The 20,098-nt window shown below is 56.7% G+C and carries 20 protein-coding genes; 12 read left to right on the top strand and 8 right to left on the bottom strand.

Annotation, left to right across the window (positions count from 1 at the left end):
- Positions 1 to 74: 74 nt before the first annotated feature.
- Positions 75 to 287 carry a glycine zipper 2TM domain-containing protein gene (locus FN806_RS15945; RefSeq protein ID WP_142638901.1) on the top strand — a complete coding sequence of 71 codons (213 nt, stop codon included), beginning with the start codon at positions 75 to 77 and terminating at the stop codon, positions 285 to 287.
- Between the two features lie 20 nt (positions 288 to 307).
- On the top strand, positions 308 to 661 hold the full coding sequence (locus tag FN806_RS15940) for a hypothetical protein (RefSeq protein WP_246097274.1): 354 nt from the start codon (positions 308 to 310) through the stop codon (positions 659 to 661).
- A 4-nt stretch (positions 662 to 665) separates the two neighbouring features.
- Here FN806_RS15940 and FN806_RS15935 read toward each other — a convergent pair whose 3' ends face one another.
- Positions 666 to 860 (bottom strand): SlyX family protein, encoded by a 195-nt coding sequence (locus FN806_RS15935; RefSeq protein ID WP_142638896.1) that lies wholly within the window; start codon positions 858 to 860, stop codon positions 666 to 668.
- 128 nt (positions 861 to 988) lie between these two features.
- On the opposite strand from FN806_RS15935, the gene hisS reads away from it, so the two are divergent.
- The 3 genes from hisS to hisG are packed head-to-tail and all read left to right on the top strand — an operon-like array spanning position 989 to position 4,263.
- Positions 989 to 2,485 carry a histidine--tRNA ligase gene (gene hisS / locus FN806_RS15930; protein WP_142638894.1) on the top strand — a complete coding sequence of 499 codons (1,497 nt, stop codon included), beginning with the start codon at positions 989 to 991 and terminating at the stop codon, positions 2,483 to 2,485.
- A gap of 3 nt (positions 2,486 to 2,488) precedes the next feature.
- Positions 2,489 to 3,577 (top strand): ATP phosphoribosyltransferase regulatory subunit, encoded by a 1,089-nt coding sequence (locus FN806_RS15925; protein WP_142638892.1) that lies wholly within the window; start codon positions 2,489 to 2,491, stop codon positions 3,575 to 3,577.
- Positions 3,574 to 4,263 (top strand): ATP phosphoribosyltransferase, encoded by a 690-nt coding sequence (gene hisG / locus FN806_RS15920; protein ID WP_142638890.1) that lies wholly within the window; start codon positions 3,574 to 3,576, stop codon positions 4,261 to 4,263. The genes FN806_RS15925 and hisG overlap by 4 nt, the downstream gene beginning before the upstream one ends.
- Here the strand turns inward: hisG and FN806_RS15915 are convergent, their stop codons facing one another.
- The gene (locus FN806_RS15915) at positions 4,264 to 4,695 is read right to left on the bottom strand and encodes a DUF1489 family protein (RefSeq protein WP_142638888.1); all 432 of its coding nucleotides are present in this window, start codon (positions 4,693 to 4,695) and stop codon (positions 4,264 to 4,266) included. It lies immediately after the preceding gene.
- Between the two features lie 128 nt (positions 4,696 to 4,823).
- Between FN806_RS15915 and FN806_RS15910 the strand changes: the two genes are divergently transcribed.
- Positions 4,824 to 7,106, top strand: a complete 2,283-nt coding sequence (locus FN806_RS15910) for an adenosylcobalamin-dependent ribonucleoside-diphosphate reductase (RefSeq protein WP_142638886.1) — start codon at positions 4,824 to 4,826, stop codon at positions 7,104 to 7,106.
- Between the two features lie 658 nt (positions 7,107 to 7,764).
- On the opposite strand, the gene FN806_RS20530 is transcribed toward FN806_RS15910, so the two are convergent.
- The 4 genes from FN806_RS20530 to FN806_RS15890 all read right to left on the bottom strand — a co-directional run bounded on the left by FN806_RS20530 (position 7,765) and on the right by FN806_RS15890 (position 13,030).
- Complete coding sequence (locus FN806_RS20530; protein ID WP_185956726.1) at positions 7,765 to 8,052, bottom strand: hypothetical protein; 288 nt, start codon at positions 8,050 to 8,052, stop codon at positions 7,765 to 7,767.
- A gap of 271 nt (positions 8,053 to 8,323) precedes the next feature.
- Entirely contained in the window at positions 8,324 to 10,267 is a 1,944-nt protein-coding gene (locus FN806_RS15900) for a multiheme c-type cytochrome (RefSeq protein WP_142638884.1), read from the bottom strand.
- Between the two features lie 56 nt (positions 10,268 to 10,323).
- On the bottom strand, positions 10,324 to 11,301 hold the full coding sequence (locus tag FN806_RS15895; protein WP_142638883.1) for an HAD family hydrolase: 978 nt from the start codon (positions 11,299 to 11,301) through the stop codon (positions 10,324 to 10,326).
- Positions 11,302 to 11,398: 97 nt separating this feature from the next.
- The gene (locus FN806_RS15890; protein ID WP_142638882.1) at positions 11,399 to 13,030 is read right to left on the bottom strand and encodes an arylsulfatase; all 1,632 of its coding nucleotides are present in this window, start codon (positions 13,028 to 13,030) and stop codon (positions 11,399 to 11,401) included.
- Positions 13,031 to 13,151: 121 nt separating this feature from the next.
- Between FN806_RS15890 and FN806_RS15885 the strand changes: the two genes are divergently transcribed.
- Positions 13,152 to 13,589 carry a UvrD-helicase domain-containing protein gene (locus FN806_RS15885; protein ID WP_142638881.1) on the top strand — a complete coding sequence of 146 codons (438 nt, stop codon included), beginning with the start codon at positions 13,152 to 13,154 and terminating at the stop codon, positions 13,587 to 13,589.
- A gap of 259 nt (positions 13,590 to 13,848) precedes the next feature.
- Here FN806_RS15885 and FN806_RS15880 read toward each other — a convergent pair whose 3' ends face one another.
- Together FN806_RS15880 and FN806_RS15875 are read right to left on the bottom strand one after the other, a co-directional pair.
- On the bottom strand, positions 13,849 to 14,880 hold the full coding sequence (locus FN806_RS15880) for an NADP-dependent oxidoreductase (RefSeq protein WP_142638880.1): 1,032 nt from the start codon (positions 14,878 to 14,880) through the stop codon (positions 13,849 to 13,851).
- Between the two features lie 658 nt (positions 14,881 to 15,538).
- Entirely contained in the window at positions 15,539 to 16,156 is a 618-nt protein-coding gene (locus FN806_RS15875; protein WP_142638879.1) for a helix-turn-helix domain-containing protein, read from the bottom strand.
- A 101-nt stretch (positions 16,157 to 16,257) separates the two neighbouring features.
- On the opposite strand from FN806_RS15875, the gene FN806_RS15870 reads away from it, so the two are divergent.
- Genes FN806_RS15870 through FN806_RS15850 form a run of 5 tightly spaced genes read left to right on the top strand, consistent with a single transcriptional unit; the run spans position 16,258 to position 19,864 of the window.
- Positions 16,258 to 17,448 (top strand): LLM class flavin-dependent oxidoreductase, encoded by a 1,191-nt coding sequence (locus tag FN806_RS15870; protein WP_142638878.1) that lies wholly within the window; start codon positions 16,258 to 16,260, stop codon positions 17,446 to 17,448.
- A complete protein-coding gene (locus FN806_RS15865) occupies positions 17,441 to 18,118 on the top strand; it encodes a glutathione S-transferase family protein (protein WP_142638877.1) in 678 nt (225 codons plus the stop codon). The genes FN806_RS15870 and FN806_RS15865 overlap by 8 nt, the downstream gene beginning before the upstream one ends.
- Entirely contained in the window at positions 18,118 to 18,600 is a 483-nt protein-coding gene (locus tag FN806_RS15860; protein ID WP_142638876.1) for a flavin reductase family protein, read from the top strand. Before FN806_RS15865 ends, FN806_RS15860 begins: the two co-directional genes overlap by 1 nt.
- Positions 18,597 to 19,493, top strand: coding sequence for an alpha/beta hydrolase (locus FN806_RS15855; protein WP_142638875.1), 897 nt, complete (start codon positions 18,597 to 18,599; stop codon positions 19,491 to 19,493). The genes FN806_RS15860 and FN806_RS15855 overlap by 4 nt, the downstream gene beginning before the upstream one ends.
- Positions 19,490 to 19,864: a nuclear transport factor 2 family protein gene (locus FN806_RS15850; RefSeq protein ID WP_142638874.1), complete on the top strand. Its 375-nt coding sequence runs from the start codon at positions 19,490 to 19,492 to the stop codon at positions 19,862 to 19,864. Before FN806_RS15855 ends, FN806_RS15850 begins: the two co-directional genes overlap by 4 nt.
- Positions 19,865 to 20,098 lie beyond the last annotated feature (234 nt).

Below are 20,098 nucleotides of genomic sequence, written 5' to 3'. Positions count from 1 at the left end.
TGCCTGACATTCGCCCGCCGGGTAGGCTGAGGACTGAAAGAGATTTTCTGGTGATGCCACAGGAGGGCAACCATATGACGATCCCACATTTCGGTTTTCGAACATTGATATTGGCCGCGTCGATGGCCTTGGTCACCGCCGGGTCGGCGGTGGCGGACGACAAGAAGAAAAAGAACACCATCGAAGGCGCGTTGATCGGGGCGGGCGTCGGTGCTTTGATTGGTGATGGCAAGGGCGCGGCAATCGGCGGCGTGGCCGGGGCCTTTATTGGACATAACTGGAAATGACTGCGTTGCGTTTGACCCAAATGAAAACCGCTCTCGCAAGCCTGTGCATGATCGTTCCGGGCATGGCCATCGCCGACGAAGCTGCTGAACAAATGGTTCAGGACGCATTGCCCGTCATGTATCATACCTGTGCAACGGTGGTAGAAGAGTCGGACGGTGATGAGGCCTATATCTTTGCGGTTGTAGAGAAGATGACAGCACTGTCGATCTATAACCGCCAGATTGATATCAATGATCACGCAAGCACGGACGAGGACAAAGCGAAACTGCGCGAGACCTTCATAGCCGCATTGAGAGAGGGCTGCGCCGAGGACCAGCATGCCCTGTTGGGCGGGGTTATCGACAATGCGGTGAAGACGACGCTGGGCTTGTGATCGCTCAATAATGCGGCGGGCGTTCGTCTCCGAGGATGATGCCGCCTGATCCTTCTTGTGCCCGTTCACCTTCGCGGCGCATCAGCACCTCAACCCGGCGGGTCAAGTTGTCGATCTCATCCTGCTGGCGCGTGACGATTGTGTTCAGATCTTCGACCGTGCGGGTCAGATGGGCGATCTGCTCTTCCAGATGTTGCATTGGAAACTCCTGTCTCGCGCAGGTCATAGCGGCCCCGGCCGTGCAAGGCCAGCGAAAGCGCGCCTTGCCCCGAAACGGGCCATGGGATAGACCGCGCGCGGAACACTTAACGCCCAAGGACGCCCCAAATGGCCAAGCCCAAGAAACAGCCCCGCCCCAAGGCCGTAACGCCGAAAGGGTTTCGCGACTATTTTGGCGAGGAAGTCACGCAGCGCACCGAGATGCTGCGGACTATCGCGGGTGTCTATCATCGCTATGGCTTTGATGCTTTGGAGAGCAGCGCGGTCGAAACGGTCGAAGCGCTGGGCAAGTTCCTGCCTGACGTAGATCGTCCGAACGAAGGCGTCTTTGCCTGGCAGGAATTTGATGAGAACGACAAGGGCGATTGGATGGCCCTGCGCTATGATCTGACCGCGCCATTGGCCCGCGTCTATGCGCAACACCGCAACGATCTGCCGACACCTTATCGCCGCTATGCGATGGGTCCGGTCTGGCGCAACGAAAAGCCAGGCCCGGGGCGGTATCGCCAGTTTTATCAATGTGATGCGGATACGGTGGGTACCGCATCAATGGCGGCGGATGCCGAGATTTGCGCCATGTTGTCGGATACGCTGGAAACCGTGGGCATCCCGCGCGGTGACTATCTGGTGCGGGTGAATAATCGGAAGGTTCTGAACGGGCTTGTTAAGGATATGTTCAGTTCAGAAAGTGATGCCTCGGAAGAACTAGTTGCAGGCATTCTCCGAACCGCAGACAAGTTTGACAAAGTTGGCGTTGAAGGCGTCAAGCAACTTCTTACAAAAGGTAGAGAAGATGCTTCAGGCGCGTTCATTGAAGGGCTCTATTTGACCTCACTTCAGGCTGACCGGGTAATTGAGTTTCTACTAGCAAAAGCAGATACTGATGAAGAAACACTGCGAAACCTGAGGGCCGTAGTGGGTGGTTCGCCTGAAGGCAGCGAAGGTGTCGCGGAGTTGGAATCGATTTCAGAACTCCTAAAAGCTCAAGGTTACGGTGGCGACCAAATTTCAATCGACCCATCGGTCGTGCGTGGGTTGGGCTATTACACCGGTCCAGTCTATGAGGCCGAGTTGACCTTTGATATCTTTGACGAGAAAGGCCGCAAGCGGCAGTTCGGCTCTGTCGCAGGCGGCGGGCGCTATGACGATCTGGTCAAGCGTTTCACTGGACAGGAAGTGCCCGCGACCGGCGTCTCGATCGGGGTTGACCGTCTTTTGGCCGCCCTGCGCGAAAAGGGGCGGATCAGCGCACAGGCCAAGGGGCCGGTGGTTGTCACCGTCATGGATCGCGACCGCATGGCGGATTATCAGGCCATGGTGGCCGAGCTGCGCAATGCAGGTATCCGGGCCGAGGTCTATCTGGGGAACCCCAAGAACTTTGGCAATCAGCTGAAATATGCGGACAAGCGGAACTCACCCATTGCGGTCATCGAAGGTGGTGATGAAAAGGCGAACGGGATCGTGCAGATCAAGGACCTGATCCTTGGCGCCAAGATTGCAGAAAGCGCCACGCTTGAGGAATGGAAAGAACGCCCAAGTCAGTTTGAGGTTCCGCGCGGTGATCTGGTCGCCAAGGTGCGCGAAATTCTGGACAATCAGGACTGAGCCATGGCCAACCGTACTCAGATACAGACGCGCGCCGCGATGATGCGGGTGCGTTTCGAGACCGCAGGTGCCCGGGTTGTTGATCCGCCTCTGTTGCAACCGGCTGAAACGTTGCTGGACCTCTATGGGGAAGACATTCGCGCCCGTGCTTACGTGACCTCGGATGCGCTGCATGGTGAACAAATGCTGCGCCCGGATTTCACGCTGCCGGTGGTGCAGATGCACATGTCCGACGGTGCCGAACCGGCGCGCTATACCTATTCGGGTGAGGTGTTTCGGCGGCAGGAACACGATCCGGATCGCGCGAATGAATATATCCAGGTCGGGTATGAGGTGTTTGATCGCACCGATCCGGCCAGTGCCGATGCCGAAGTGTTTTCGCTGTTCGCGTTGCAACTGCGTGGGTTGCCCCTGCGGGCGGCAACCGGCGATATCGGTATTCTGACCGCTGCTGTCCAGGGACTGAGGACTTCCGACCGGCGCAAGGCGGCGCTGATGCGCCATCTGTGGCGGCCCCGCCGTTTTCGCGTCTTGCTGGACCGTTTCGCTGGGCGCAAGCCGGGGCCTGAAGGACGCAAGACCTTACTCGAGGCTGCTGACCCTTTGGCAACCGACGCGCCTATGATCGGCAAGCGCCGCGCCTCTGAAATTCAGGCGCGGATCGAAGCCCTGCGTGAGGATCGTGATACCCCACCGATTTCCGACAACGAACTGGCCGGGTTGGAAACCCTGCTGAACGTCCGCGAAACCATGCCCTTTGCGCTTGAACAGCTGCGCGACGTGGCGGTGGACTTGCCGCAGATCACCCCGGCACTGGACCGGCTTGAGGCGCGGATCGCGGCCTTGCAAGCGCGCGGCGTGGATGTGGACAGGTTGGATTTCGAAGCGTCTTATGGCCGGACCTCGATGGAGTATTATGATGGGTTTGTCTTTGGTTTCTACGCCGAGGGCCGGCCGGATTTGCCGCCTATTGCCACTGGGGGGCGCTATGATGCACTGACCCGCCACTTGGGCAAAGGGGCAGAAATCCCCGCAGTTGGCGGCGTGCTGCGCCCGGACCTGATGCTGGAGATAGAGGAGGACGCCCAATGAGCCTGAAACTGGGCGTGCCTTCAAAGGGCCGGTTGATGGAAAAGACCTTTTCGTGGTTCGAAAAGCGCGGCATCAGCCTGTCTCGCAGTGGGTCGGACCGCGAATATGCCGGTAAGGTGGAAGGGATCGAGGGTGTCTCGCTGATCCTGTTATCGGCGGGGGAAATTCCGCGTGAATTGGCTGCTGGTCGCATTCATCTTGGCGTCACTGGAATTGATCTGGTGCATGAAAAACTGCCACGCTGGGAACAGCAGGTCGAAGAAGTATCTCCGCTTGGGTTTGGTAAGGCCGATCTGATCATCGCTACGCCAGCCTGCTGGGTCGACGTGGACACGCTTGATGACCTTGACGCGGCGGCAGCGGCTTTTCGCAAGACCCACGGCCACCGCCTGCGGATTGCCACCAAATACCACCGGTTGGTGCGTGAATTTCTGACAGATGCGGGCGTGGCCGATTATACGCTGGTCGACAGCCAGGGGGCGACCGAAGGCACGGTAATGAATGAAACCGCCGAAGCGATTGCCGATATCACGTCAACGGGGGAAACCCTGCGCGCCAACCACCTGAAAATCCTGACAGACGGGCTGATCCTGCAATCGCAAGCAACCCTATGGCGCAGCCGGGTGGCCAAGTATACGGACGAAGACAAGGATGTTCTGACTGAGGTGCTCGACCGTCTGGCCTGACTACAGCACGCCGATATCCGCCAGCGCGCGGTTTAGATCATCGGGCAGGGCATCGTCCTGCGCGCGGGTTTTTGGCAGATCGGCGGGGGTGTCGTCGGGCTTGAGATAACGCCACCCCTGAAAGGGGCGCTTCAGGGCGTTCTGGGTGCGATGAACCTCAGGATCCAGAATCATGGCGCAGCGGCGAATGCCGTCATCCCCGATCACTTCGTCCATACGTAGGATGCGCTGACGGCATTGCACAACGCCTTTGATCACCCAATAGATTGATCCGCCATTCAGAATCTCTGCCTCGCGTTTGGGCCACATGCGTGTCACGTGGCGCGGCAATCCGTCCTCGTACAGAGGCATGCGACTCTCCTGCCATGCGATCAGCGTGTCGACGCTTTCTGATCCGACGGACAGTTTTATGAGGTTTACGTACTTATCCACAGCTTTCCCACAGAGTCGTCCCAAGGCTACCTTTATATTGTAGCCTTCTGCACCGCTTCATCAAGGTGTTGTGGTGAAGGTGCGAATTGGGCTAATCTGGATACCTCTTTCAAGACAGGGAATCACCAATGAGCCGCTTTGCCGCCCCCATCGCCGAGCAGATCTGGGACATGAAATACCGCTTTAAACAGGCGGATGGAACACCCATCGACCAAACGGTTGAAGACAGCTGGCGCCGTATCGCTCGCGATCTGGCCCGCGTGGAACAGGACCCTGCTCATTGGGAAGACAAGTTCTTTGAGGCGTTGGAGGATTTCAAATATCTGCCCGCCGGACGCATCACCGCCGGTGCGGGCACTGCACGCCGGGTGACCCTGTTCAACTGTTTTGTCATGGGAACCATACCAGACAGCATGGGCGGTATTTTCGATATGTTGAAAGAGGCCGCCCTGACCATGCAGCAGGGTGGGGGGATCGGCTATGATTTCTCAACCATTCGTCCGCGTGGGGCGGATGTACACGGGGTGGCGGCGGACGCCTCGGGGCCGCTGAGCTTTATGGATGTGTGGGACGCGATGTGCCGCACGATCATGTCTGCGGGGTCGCGCCGCGGGGCGATGATGGCGACCATGCGCTGCGATCATCCCGATATCGAACAGTTCATCACCGCCAAATCCGACCCGGCCCGTCTGCGCATGTTCAACATGTCGGTTCTGGTGACAGATCCGTTCATGGAGGCAGTCAAGGCCGATGGCCCGTGGGAACTGGTGTTTGATGGCAAGGTCTATCACACCATCCAGGCCCGCGATCTATGGAACAAGATCATGCAGGCCACTTACGACTATGCCGAGCCAGGTGTGATCTTCATCGATCGGATCAATGCGGCCAACAACCTCAGCTATGTCGAGACCATCGCGGCGACGAACCCCTGCGGTGAACAGCCCCTGCCGCCGTATGGCGCCTGTCTGTTGGGCTCGATCAACCTGGCGCGTCTGGTGGCCGGACCGTTCGAGGATGCCGCACATCTCGATGAGGCCGCGCTGCAAGAGCTGGTCGCCACCGCCGTTCGCATGATGGACAATGTGGTCGACGCCTCGAAATTCCCGCTGGCCGAACAAGAGGCCGAGGCGCAAGATAAACGCCGCATTGGTTTGGGTGTCACCGGGCTGGCCGATGCACTGTTGATGCTGGGTCTACGCTATGGCTCTGACGAGGCGGCGCGTCAGACCGAGCGCTGGTTGCACGCAATCGCCCGCGCCGCGTATCTGGCGTCGGTCGATTTGGCAAAGGAAAAGGGGGCGTTTCCCTTGTTCGAAGCCGAGAAGTACCTGGCCAGCGGCACAATGCTGCAGATGGATGACGACGTACGCGATGCGATCCGCGAACACGGCATCCGCAACGCGCTGCTGACGTCGATTGCCCCGACGGGGACGATTTCCCTGTACGCGGGCAACGTCTCTTCGGGGATCGAACCGGTCTTTGCCTATGCGTATACGCGCAAGGTCCTGCAAAAAGATGGCTCACGCACCGAAGAAGAAGTCGTGGATTACGCCGTTCAGATGTGGCGCGACAAGTTTGGTGATAAGGACCTGCCCGACTATTTCGTCAACGCGCAGACGCTGCCTCCGTCTGATCATGTCAAGATGCAGGCGGCGGCACAGAAATGGATCGACAGCTCGATTTCCAAGACGATCAACTGCCCCGAGGATATCAGCTTTGACGCTTTCAAAGATGTCTACATGCAGGCCTGGGATCAGGGCTGCAAAGGGTGCACGACCTATCGCCCCAACGATGTGACGGGGTCGGTTCTGACCGTATCAGAGAGTGCCGACAAAGCTCCTGGAGAAAGTGCGGATGCGCCGCACGAGGTTGATGGCGGTGATGTCATCTATATGTCCGAACCGCTGGACCGCCCACAATCGCTAGAGGGGTCAACATATAAGTTGAAATGGCCCGACAGCGAGCATGCGATTTACCTGACCATAAATGACATTGTCATTGGCGGCCGCCGTCGTCCGTTCGAGGTATTCATCAACTCCAAGAACATGGAGCATTATGCATGGACGCTTGCGCTGACCCGCATGATCTCGGCCGTGTTCCGTCGGGGCGGCGATGTGTCCTTTGTGGTCGAGGAACTCAAGGCGGTGTTCGACCCGCGTGGTGGGGCCTGGGTGAAAGGCAAATACATCCCCTCGATCCTGGCCGCGATTGGCGGAGTGATCGAGCAGCACCTGATCAATATAGGCTTCCTTGAGGGCGAAGGGATGGGGCTGAAATCCGACCCTCAGGCGCAAGTGGTCAACCTCGACGGCCCCCGCGGCAAAGCCTGCCCGTCCTGCGGTCAGTTCGACATGGTGATGATCGAAGGATGCATGACCTGCCGTAGCTGCGGTCACTCTAAATGCGGGTGAGCTGAAGTAGTGGATTCTGTTGTTGGTACACCAAGCAATTGAGACCCAAATCAGCGATTTTTTCGCCCAAAGACAAGGTCTTTGTCGGCCTAGTATCAAAATCCCCTTGTTATCATAGGAGTGGGAAAGCGTTTTATTTTCTTAACAGATGCTTTCTCAGCCAGTATCAATAGTACGAAGGTATTGACGTGCGTCCGGCAATAGGGCTGTTTCATTCTATGACGACATCACAGCATATCTTTCTCATACGATTTCTCTGATCTGCCCCTGTTAGTGCCGACCGTTGGCTGCTTCTCAATTCTACTCTTCTTCGCACGTTGTCGGTCGGTTTTTCTCACTGGATAGATGAGGGAACTGCTATGAAGACCATCAAACTCCTACTCGCCACTGATCCCAATTTTAAAAAAGATGCTCTTACGCATCGGTTCACTGAATATTTGAAGAAATAGCGCAAAACGCGGCTGGCCAGAGAATTCATCGGAGACGATGAACATTCGGTCGATCTCGGCGGAGATGATTTCGATAAAGTTGCTCGCGAACTATCGGATGGTGTCGCGCTAACTTGAGATGACAAGCGGCGCATCAAAAATCTAGTTCAGCGCATCCCAAAACACAGGGCTGAAGCCTCAGGTCTTGAGCATCTTTCGGAGAAAGAAATCTAACGACTGCGCCCACTAATGAATGAGGTTCGCTTGGTGGAGCCGAGAGACGAGCACTGGGTGGACGAGACAGTATCTTCTTTACATGAAGAAATGCCGTGGATGTCTGCCGACACCAATGAGGGCTGGCACGCGTTGCGGCGCATCTCTAGTATCAAAGATACAATCTCGTTGCCGAAGGACAGGTCCGTGTACATATAGTCGGTGAGAAAGCTCCATTTCCCGTTACTGGCGGCAAAGGCTCCCATAAAGGCAAAGTCCAGATTCTCAAGAGCGTCGCCAAACATGAGTGCGCCCTTGATCTGCCCTGAGGGTGTATCGATTGCGGTTTTGGTCTCGGGCGCGAACAGGTAGATCGTTGCCTCGTAGTTCCAGTCAGTATTCTGAGCAGACGCGGGCCCGGATGCCGGCAACTGCCGGCACGATTGCGGTCAAGATCGTTTTCATAGGCAGTGCCTTTTGAGCTAACGTTTCATTGTGTGCAGGGTGGCTTCAGGGATAGCAGAAGCTGAGCAGCTCAGCGGTCCGCTCTGAGGTTCCGGATTCTGGCAAGAGCAGTCACTCGCTATCTCCTTGCGGCGCAGGTTTTCCTTCCAGCTCTGCCTGTGCGGCCAGAAGTGCGGGATGTTCCGGATTGGCTGACAGAGCTTCTGCCACAACCGCGGCGGCAGCAACGCGTCCTTGGGTTGCCGCTGTGATCCTGGCCAGTATCATCCATGCATCCAGCCGTTGCGGATCCAGCCGCACCACCTCGCGGAACGCGGATGTGGCCATGCCCATGTTGCGCATGGTCAGTGCCACACCGCCCAGTTGGAGGTGGGTTTCAGGAAAATCGAGCCGGTTTGCCATGGCATCCTGCCATTCAGCCATGGCGGCTTGCAGCTCTCTGGCGGTTCCGTTCTGGAGGCGGTTCTCCGTATCACCCAGCATCGCGCGGGCAGCGGCCATGCGCACATTGCGAGCAGGGTCGGCAAAGACAGCGGCCAGGCGCTTGCCCCTTTCCTGAAGCGGTGCAAGGCGCTGCAGAGAGGCCGCGGCAGCGCGGACAAGCGGATCCGGGTCCCGCAGCAGGTCCGTCAGCCTAGCGGCGAACAGCGGGTCGTTGGACTGCTCCAGAAGCCAGAGCGCAGTGGCCCGCACGATGCCCGGCTGGCTGGTATCCTGCGCGAGCGCGGTCAAGTCGCTGGCCGCCGCTGCCGCATCGGCACGTCCCCGCGCCAGCACCTCCCCGTAATGTCGGCCACGATTTCTGTCGTCCGGATACCAAGCGGAAATCTGTGCAGCTGCCCAGGCTGCGTCCTGGCCGCCGTGGCAGGCGGTGCAGGCATCCGGTGCTCCCGTCACCGGCGAAAGATCCGGCCGGGGAATGCGGAAGGAGTGATCGGCGCGCCAGTCGTTGCCCATGTAGACGCGTTCTGGCATGTGGCAGGACTGGCACTTCGCTCCGGCGCTGTTTTCCGGGTGGAAGTGATGTGCAGGGCTGTCGTAGTCCGCTGCTGTGAGTGTTGGGAAATCCGGATTGCCCGCCGCGCTGTGGCATTGGGTGCAAAGGCCGTTGCCTTCTGCCTTCAGCTCCAGATTGTGCGCGCCGTGGCAATTCAGGCAAGTCACGCCCCGAGCATGCATCTTAGATTGCAGAAAGGAGCCGTAGACATAGACCTCGTCCTGGATCTGCCCGTCCGCGTGGTAAAGTCCTGGGCGCAAAAGTGCGAGCGTGTAGGCATCATGAAAACGCGTGCCTGGCACCGGGTTGCCGTCCAAGTTGGCCTCGCGTCTGGAATGGCACGTCGCACATTGTTCAACTGCCTGCCGAGGATCGGCGAAATCCACAGGAAATCCATGGTTTGCGGGCGGCGGTGTCCTTGTCGTTTCCCATGTATCAGCCCAATCAACGTGGTCCTTTCCCGGTCCGTGGCAGGCCTCGCAGCCAACGCCTATTTCTACCTGGGTTGATGCATAGCTTAAACGGCTTGCGTCGTAGTTTTTGAGGAACCCGGTGGCGTGGCACTCTGCACAGCGCGCATTCCAGGTCTTGTAGGGACCTGTCCAATGCAGACCATCCAACGGAGGCAGGGTCTGGTCCGGATAAAGGTGGAACCACTTCTCCTCTTCGGTGTCCCAGGCCACGTCAAAACTCTGCAGTTGCCCCGGTTCGGTCTCGAGAAGATATTGCTGCAGCGGTTCGATCCCCGCAACCGAATGCACTTTGTATTCCGCCTGCGATCCATCCTTTTCGATCACCTCGACGTAGTATTCGCCCTCCGCTCCTGTCTGAAACCGGGCAGTCATACCGTCATGGTGAAAGGCCGTTCCGCCGAAGTCACCTGCGACCGTCTCCTGCGACGGCGTTGTCCAGGCCTGAGCGTGATGCGATCCTGCCCAGCCTGCGGCACTGTCCTTATGGCAACCGGTGCAACGATCCGACCCCAAGTAGCCGTCAAGGCTCTGGGCCATCGCTGGCAGATCCAGCAGCAAGAGAAGGATCAAGACTACAATCTGCATTTTCAGAGGGCCATCCGATTTTCTGGGTCGTTCATGGACAGGGATGGTGCAGGGCTTCATTCGCGGCTCGGCCAGATCCGCTCCCAATCACGGGCCATGTCGATTACCAGCCAACCGCGGCTGGCTGCTTCATCAAGTCCGCGTGCAAGCTGCCCGATATGGCTTTCACGGCCGTAAGCGTATTCGCGTTCGCTGTCAGTATGGTGCAGCAGGATGCCCAGCCGCGCACCATCGCCCGCAGTAGTCCACTCAAGCATCTGGAAGTCTCCATCGGAATTTCCCACTGCGATCACCGGCCGGCGCCCGATGCGGGCCTCGATAGCAACGGGCTTACCTGCCTTGTCGTCGATGAAGAATAAACCGGGGTCCTTCATCACCCGCGGCGGTCCGTCCCCGGCGGAATAACTGCCATTTCCGATGGATCCGATGACCTGCTCGGGAGGAATGTTATAGGCGCTTTCAGAGAACACCCGGATGAAATGCAGGCCGCCGCCTGAGGCGATGTAGGTACGGAAGCCTTCATCGCGTAGATAGGTCAAGAGCTCCAGCATGGGTTGATAGACCATTTGGTCATAGGCCAGGCCTGTGCCGGAATGCCTGGCCGTGTCCAGCCAGCTGCGCACGACCGCCTGGAACTCGTCCACCGTCAGGCCGGAGTGGGTGGTGGAGACGATTTCCAACAGTCCCTCAGTGCCCGAGGCGGCCACTGTCTCCATGTCGCCTTCGACTGCGGCCCGCAGCACGTCAGACGTGAGCACCCCGGGATCAGCGGCAGCCATTTCTTTCAATCGGTCGATGGCAAATAGCAGTTGAAAGTAGACCGGCTGTTCTGCCCAGAGCGTGCCGTCATTGTCGAAGGTCGCAATACGCGCGGCCGGGGTGACATAATCAGGTGAATCCGGGTCCGTTATGCCTTCGACAAACGCAATGATCCGATCCTTGGTGGCCGTATCCGTCCAAGACGGCAAAGGGTCAGCGAGCGGAGCTGATGCAAACAGAATTGTCAAAGGAATTGAAATTAGCAGAGCACGCATAGGGACAACCTCCGCAAATGCAGGGAAAGGGATGCCGAGGCAACCGGAAAATTAGGCGCCCCGACGGAATACTCCGTCGGGACGAAGCGGGATGAGTCTACTGCGAGCCGCCCGGCTGCGACAGCTTCTCCATTACCTTGTCGAGGCTGAACGAAGCCGCCTCCTGCCGCGGTGGGTATTCTTCGAAGGTTGCCAGGAACTGCCCAACATAAGCCTGGGCCGGCACCAGCATGAAGGCGTGGTCCATCAGCCAGTCGTAATAGGTGTTCGACGTCCGGTAACCGCGTTCATAAGGGTCGCGGCGCAGGTTGAAGATCAGCGGCACGCGCAGCGGCGTCAGCGGCTCCATCCAGGCCCGGAGAGTTCCCCAGGCCTTCTGCTCGAGGAAGGTGATCTTCCAGTTGTTGAGCCGGATCGCCGCGAGGTCGCCGTCGTCAGTGAAGTAGAAGATCTCATTACGCGGGCTCTTGTCCGTGTCACCCTTGAGCATTGGCAATAGGTTGTAGCCGTCGAGATGGACGCGATACTCGCGGCCTGCCATTTCCGGAACGGTGATGCCTTCGAGCAAATCTTCCTTGATGGTTTCATTGCCTGCAGCGGCCAGGAATGTTGGCAGCCAATCCATGTGATGCACGATCTCGTTCGAGATAGTTCCGGGCGCGATATTACTGGGCCAGCGGACCATAGCAGGCACCCGCCAGGCGCCTTCCCACTGGGTGTTCTTCTCGCCCCAGAACGGGGTCATTCCGGCATCCGGCCATGTGTTCATATGGACGCCGTTATCAGTGGAATAGAACACGATGGTGTTATCGGCGATGCCGAGCTCGTCAAGCTTTTCGAGGAACTTGCCGATATCCATGTCGTGTTCGATCATGCCGGCAGTGTATTCATCAGCTTTTTCCCCATTGTATAACTCATCCGCGAGCGCGCGGTTCTCTTCGCTGACGTGGGTACGGAAATGCATCCGTGTGCCGCTCCACCACAGGAACCAAGGGGTGCCGGCGTTGGTCTGTTCCTCCATCCAGGCAATTGCAGCATCTGATGTCTCGTCGTCCACAATCTCCATCCGCTTCCGGGTCAGAGCCCCGGTATCCTCGATATTCTGCGTGATTTCATTTTCGCCGTAGGTCGCTGTCACGTTCAAAACACCACGCGGACCGAACCGTTCAAGGAACGTCGTGCCGTCTGCGAACACCATATCCTTCGGGTAGTCCTCGTTTTCCGGCTCTTCTTCGGCGTTCAGATGGTAGAGATTTCCGAAAAACACATCGAAACCGTGGTTCGTCGGAAGGTGTTCATCCCGGTCTCCCAGATGGTTCTTGCCGAATTGACCGGTGGCATAGCCTTCGGCTTTGAGGAGGCCGGCAATGGTGGGATCTTCGATCTGCATACCTTCCTTGGCACCGGGCAGGCCGACCTTGGAAAGGCCGGTGCGGAAGACCGACTGGCCCATGATAAAGGATGACCGGCCAGCCGTGCAGGATTGTTCACCGTAGTAGTCGGTGAAGATCATACCTTCTCTGGCAACCCGGTCGATATTCGGCGTTTGATAACCCATCAACCCCATTGTGTATGCGGAGATATTGGACTGGCCGATGTCGTCGCCCCAAATGACGAGAACGTTCGGCTTGCCGCCCGCGCTGCCTTCCTGGGCAAGCGCCGGCGCAATCCCAATGCTTAAAATCAGGAACCCGGCCGCGACGGCCCTGTTCAAATACGAAACTGGCATAATCGGTCACTCCCTCACATTCGCTAACAGTGAAACTTGAGTTGGTCGCAGACAAGCACCAAGCGAGAGGCTTTGTCCGCCCGTAGAACATTTCGAGTGGGATCAACTATCCATAAGTTGAATGTATGGCGCAACACTTTCTTTTTTTTGGGCAATCTTTCGGTTGTCGGCCATTGTGTCTAGGCCGTTGCGGACCGGCACGTCATCAGGAACTGCCATGGCCTGCAAGCGGAGTCCTTGGCGCACGAGCCGGAGGCCCACGCGCACTGCAGGCTTTCCGGTCATCTTTGTCGATGAAGGTCAGGACACAGACCCGGCCTTTGTGGATGCGCTCCGCGAAGTGGCACAGGCGGTTTCACTAGGCTTCTGTCTCGGCTTCTTCGGCGATCCGGAGCAGAAAATTTACATGCAAGGTGCCGGACAAATTCCGCCTGAAGAGGGATGGGAGATGTCTGACGTCAGCGCCAACCTGACGTTGACGTATTACAATATCATCGAATGCTGCGTTTGCTTCGATGGCCGCTATGAGCCGATTGTGTTGAAAAACTCGAGTATCTGACGGCTGCATTTGCGTCGCCGCTGGCGACATACACGCCTCCCAAAGCAATGTGCCCCCACGCAAAATCCCTGTCGAGCGTCATCCGAATGCCGTGACGGGCGACTAAACTTCTGAAAGTGGCGCATCCTTCCAGTAGCCCGAATGGCAGATTTCGGGATCAGCCGAGAAGATCGAACCTTTGGCTCAACTGCAGCTTTGGGCCGTTACTTTGACGATGGAACCATCCAAAGAACGATGCAATGTCTGGCTGCGTGTCCGGCTAACCAACTTTTACGACCATCTTTCCAAAGTTTCCGCCGGCCAGCAGTTGATTGAATGCTTCCGGAGCATTTTCCAGCCCCTCAACCATATGTTCCTTGTAGCTTATTGAACCGTTTTTGAGCCAAGCCGTCATATCGCGGACAAACTCCTGATACACGTCGGCACCAAAGTTGTCGAAGATTATGAAACCCTGCATTCTGACTTTCATCCGCAGGATCGTGCCCATGATCGCAGGGCCCATATCCGGGCCGTCCGGTAGGCCGGGCAGGTTGTACCAGGATACAATCCCGCAGACGGGCACCCGTGCAAACGGGTTCAAGAGCGGCAATACGGCATAGAGAACTTTGCCGCCAACGTTTTCGAAATACACGTCAATTCCACTTGGACAAGCCTCGCGCAGTTGCGCCGCCAGATCATCAGATCGATGGTCCAAACACGCGTCAAATCCAAGGTTTTTGACTACATGAGCACATTTTTCAGAACCGCCTGCGATGCCCACTACGCGACATCCTTTTAGCTTTGCGATCTGACCGACTGTTGCGCCTACCGGGCCGGCTGCGGCAGCCACAACAACTGTTTCACCGGCTTTTGGCTCCCCGATTTTCAGAAGCCCGGCATAAGCCGTGTAGCCTGGCATTCCGAGAATTCCGAGCGACCAAGACGGGTTGTCCGGGGATTTCCCCAACTTAACGACCTGCGTTCCGTCTGAGACAGCAAAATCCTGCCACCCGCTTGTATTGAGCACATACTCTCCGACTTCGTATCCTTCGATGTTGGATTTGACCACCTGCCCGACGACCTGCGCCGTCATAACACCGCCAATCGGAACGGGTTCGGCATAGGATTTTGCGTCATTCATTCGGCCACGCATATAAGGATCCAACGACAGGTACACCGTACGTACCAGCATTTCGTCTGGTCCAGGTTCAGGAACGCTCGTGGTTTCCAGGCGCAATGTATTCTCGTCCGGTTGTCCGGTTGGGCGATTGGCGAGAACAATACGACGATTGGTGGCGGATGCTTGGGGCATTGTGACCTCTCATAAGACGGCTTTCTTGCAACAGAGACCAAATTCCGCTGCAGAGCAACACGACAGCACCAACGAGTTCGAAAAACCTATAGACTTGGCCCAATCACGCACGATCTGCGCATTGAAATGCCCAAACGCTCATGGAAACGCCCTGCTAAAAAGTAATCAAACCCGACCCTAGGTTCGTCTTCCATTCACCTCTCGACTGAGGTTCTGGTTCCTTCAAGAATCTCGAAATGGAGGGGTCTCCGAGTCTTGCTTTGCAGGTCTGAAGCCTGCTCATGGGGCTGACCAGAAGCCAGGACATAAAAGACTTCAATCGTGACCAAGTCACAGCCGCACAATTTACTGTCGATGGTCATATCGAAGAGAGCGAGATCGCGTTGGTGAGCTGCAAGCGCACGCAGCGTCTCAAATGCAGCGCGAGTGGAGGATCTGGTGCCGCTGTTCAGCGGAAAGGATAACCATTCATGCAGACCGTAGCGACGATTAGTGGTCGAATTTCCAGGTCGCAGGACAAAGCCAACTGTTGTCTCTATTGACCAAATGACTGGTTTTGGCCCAAGCAGTTAGGTCAGATCTGTGGGCTTTTCCGAATGCCATTATCCGTTGCTTTGTGTCAAAAGCAATTCTCGCAATAGTGATAGCTGGCCAACAATCACCAAGTAATTCGTATTGGCGACATCGCCCAGACCATTGTGGCCTCTTTGTCAGTCCGGTTGCGGAACCGATGCGCGATCATTGAAGGGTAGGAAAAGCTGTCGCCTTTGCGAAGAACTATGATTTCTTCACCAAGGCGCAGCTCCACTTCGCCACTCAAGACGATCGCATGTTGCTCGCCCTCGAAAGAATAACCTTCCTGGGGTTCAGGCGGTGTACCGGCTCCTGGGCGGAACCGTGACAGGATCAGATAGCATTGTCCGGATAGTGTGCTGGATAGCAGTTCGTCTTCGAATCCCAACTCTTGGGTTGTTCGCGTGTACATGTTGGAAAGCGCCCTGCGATTTTCTTTGCGTACGACGTGTTTGCGCTCCAATGGTCCGGCACCCGATTGCTTGGGAAAGAACCAGTTGGGATCGACCGAGAGCGCTTCGCTGATCTCTCGCAGAAGCTCCGCCGATGCTTTTGCTGATCCCAGCTCGATCCGGCTCAGATACGCCGTCGAACAGGATACCGTTTCCGAAAGGTCTTGTAACGTCAGGCCACGCGCCTTGCGCACTTCGCGGATTTCGCTGCCAAGCCGTTGAGTGTCAGTATCAGTAACGTTGCTATTCATGCATTCGGGATAAGAGATTTTTGTTGATTTTTCGAGTAAAATTCAACTTAGTTGAAAATTGGGTAATAATTCAACTTACCACATCTGTCCGGGAGATCGCTATGCGCTTTGATTTGATTGCCAATTTCAGTCCTGGTGAGACGATTCCCTGGACCCGGACATTGGAGATGATCCTCGAACAATGTTCGCTGGCAGAGCAGGCTGGATTCACGACCGCCTGGTTCACAGAACATCACTTTGCCCATAACGGCTATATGAACGCGCCGCCCAACCCGATCCAGATGGGTACGCATGTGGCTGCTCATTGCACAAAACTGCGGGTTGGAACGGCGCCCATCATCTTGCCGGACTGGCACCCATTGCGCGTGGCCGAAGACGCGGCGATGCTGGATAACATGTCGCTGGGCCGGTTCGATTTTGGTGTCGCCAAGGGCATCAATGAGCGCTCGACCATCCAGTTCAACTCGGATGCGGATCGGCGCGACAACGCCAAGGTGATGCGCCTCTATCAAGAGAGCCTGGATATTATTCTGAAGGCGTGGACCAACGACGCCTTCACCCATCAAGGTGAGTTCTATGAGTTCCCAGTTCCAGGCTGGAAAGAAACCAACCGTTTTTTTGAACCGCTGGACCCGCGCTATCACGACGAGAATGGCGAGTACAAAGCGATATACGTGCATCCACGCCCGTATTCTGATCCGCACCCGCCGGTCTGGCTCATGTCGAATGCGCCTCCCACATTCAAGCTTGCTGGTGAAAAAGGGTGGGGTGTGATCTCGATGGCCGCTGGACCCAAGGCGACACTGGCCTGCTGGGAACCCTACCGCGAGGCGCTGTCCAAAAGTGAAGGGCGCAATGTGAAACCAGGGGAAGGCGTTGGCGTCTGCACGGCCTTCTATGTTGGTGCAAGCATGGAGGAGGCTGTGAACACCATTCGTGGCCCGATCAATGCCTATTACGAATTCCTCGGCGGGTCGCGCCCCAAGGGCGAGTGGACAAAACATGGCTATCTTGATGTCGGCGAAGAGATGACTTCTGAGGACGAAGAGATGGATTGGTTCGATTTCCTCAATAAACGCGGGATCATTGTGGTTGGTGACGCCGAATATGTAGCGGATCGTTTTGCCGAGCGGCAGGAAACCATCGGCCTCGACCACCTCATGTTGATGCAGCAATACACTGGCGTTCCCTATGAGAAAATCCTGTCCAGTTGGCATCGACTGTTTGAGCATGTCGTTCCAAAATTCGGGACACAATCCATCGCGCAGAAAAGGATGTTGGAACATGCTTGAAATTTGGGGGCGGCCCTATTCATCAAACGTTATTCCGGTGATTTGGACAGCCAATGAGTTGGGATTGGACTATACGCTGCAACTGGCCGGGGGCAGCTTTGGCAAGCTCGACACTGATATGTACGCGCAGATCAATCCCAACAAAATGATCCCGGCGATCCGCGATGGGGATTTCGCGCTTTGGGAAAGCCTCGCCATTGTGCGGTATCTCTGCGACCGGTACGGCGCGGGAACGTTTAGCCCCTCTGACCTACAGACCCGCGCCATCGCGGATCAATGGATGGAGTGGTCCGCCAGCCGTGCCTTCGGGCCGGTGATTTACCTGTTTTTTGCAACTGTGCGCACCCAATCCGACCAACGGGACCCGGAACAGATCGCCAAACTTCGCGATGAGGCGCATGAAGCGCTGACCATTCTGGATCAGCACCTTGCGGATAAGGCCTATGTCTGTGGCGACAGCTTTACCATGGCGGATATTCCGCTGGGTTGCGTGGCGTATCGCTATTTCAATGTCGAGGTCGACCGCCCACCGTTGCCCAATGTCGAAGCGTGGTACGAACGATTGGCGGAACGCCCCGCATACCGGGGTCACGTCATGCGCCATTTTGGCACTAACCCGGATGAGTGGGCCGACCTTGAAAAGGCCTGTGTCAGCGAAGGAGTTCTGTGATGGACCTGCGTGACTTTCGCCGTGCGCTTGGCGCTTTTCCGACAGGGGTCACAATCGTGGCCACTTATGACCCCGAGGGCATGCCATGGGGCCTGACCGCCAACTCCTTCACCTCGGTCTCACTCGAACCGCCTGTGATCTCTGTCTGTGTCGCAAAATCGGGTCGCGTGTTCCCGACGCTGTCCAGGTCAGATCATTTCGCGGTCAACATCCTGTCCGCGGATCAGAAAGCTTTGGCGTTGCATTTTGCCAGCAATGTGGAAAACCGGTTTGCCGATACGGAATGGACTCCTGGGGCCAAGACGCCTTTGGTCCCCGGTGCATCTGCGTATCTGGAATGTACCGTGCACAACCGGGTTGATGCGGGTGATCATGAAATCCTCTTGGGACGTGTCGTGAACTATGCCCATGCACCCGTTCCTCCTCTGGTCTTTTGTCGCGGCGCGTTCTTTTCCGCGCCCCAATCGGAGGCAGTATCATGAGTGATCACCTGACTTTCCACACTCGGTTCAGCCCTGACGAATTCGACGCGCAGTACAATTTGCGGGCTGGGCGGCCGGACTATGAAGTGACCGTCATTCCCGGGTGGAGCCGCGACAGCGCGCACGCGCGTGCAACATCCGATTGCAGCCTAGATATCCGCTATGGAGAAGGCGAAAAACAAAAGCTGGATGTCTTCCGCTGCGCGGACACTGCCGCACCGACATTGGTCTATTTCCACGGCGGCTATTGGCAGCGTGGCGACAAATCGATCTACAGCTTCATTGCGCCGCCGTTTGTTGAGGCGGGGTTCAATGTTGTTGTCATCGGATACGATCTTTGCCCGTCTGTGACCATCACGAGAATTTCGGAAGAAGCGCGTGAGGCCATGTCCTTTGTCTGGCGCAACGCGGGCGCATTGGGCATCAATCCAGACCGTTTCTGCGTCATGGGCCATTCCGCTGGCGGCCATATTACCCAGATGATGATGGCGACCGATTGGCCGGCATTTGACGATGACTTGCCATCAGACCTGATTAAATCTGGCATTCCGGTCTCACCGCTCAGCTATCTTGAGCCGGTCCGCCTGACCGAGGCTTTGAATGCGGGCATCCGAATGGATCCGGCAGAAGCCCAGGCCGAAAGCCCGATGACCAAGCACCCTCCGGGTACCAATGCCCCTCAGCTGGTCGTCGTCGGCGGCGCGGAAACCGATGAGTTCCACAGGCAGGCACGAATGTATGTCGAAAAATACGAAACAGCAGACCGCAAGATGGGTCTCTATTTCGTGCCCGATGTGGATCACTTTGACGAACTGAATGTGCTGGTTGACCCGGCGAGCCCCTTCTTCAAACACACTTGCGATATGCTTCAAGGAAAAGGACCGAAATCATGACCGCTTTGACCCGAGACCTAGTCGACTCTGTCGGTGACGCGTTTAACGCCAATGACATTGATTCTGTAATGAGACACTTCGCAACCGACGCTACATTTGATCACGCTGTTGGCCCCGAAGAACATGGCGTGCGTCTGGAAGGAGCCGAAACCATTCGTGGTGCTTTTGCAGCCCTGTTCGAAAAGGTCGCGAACGTGCATTGGGAAACGCTCGACTGCGCTATTTCCGGCAACAAGGCTTATTGCGAATATCGCCGTACAGCCGTGCACAAGGATGGTTCAAAAGAAGAGTTTCTAAGCGTTGACATCCTGACCTACCGAGACGGGCTGATTGTCCATAAAGACACGTATTACAAGCAACGTACAAGCTGACCCGACAGCCTTTGATGCAGCCAAGCACGCAGCAGTTTTGTAAGAGGGAACCTATCTCGCTTTGACAAACCGCTGCGTCGGCAATCAAGTTCCGTTTCGCGCAATCCGTTATTGCGTAATGAAAAGATGCGAAAACATCTAGGGTCAGGACCCATTGATTTCCGTTTTGCGGCGTGATTCACGGTTCAAAAACGAGCGGTGGACATGTCTGATCTCTTCTGGCTTACGGATGCG

It is taken from the genome of Ruegeria faecimaris, from assembly GCF_900182615.1.
In the GTDB taxonomy this organism is placed as follows: domain Bacteria; phylum Pseudomonadota; class Alphaproteobacteria; order Rhodobacterales; family Rhodobacteraceae; genus Ruegeria; species Ruegeria faecimaris.
Note: the sequence above shows the minus strand (reverse complement) of the source record. Positions and strands in the feature narration are given on the sequence as shown.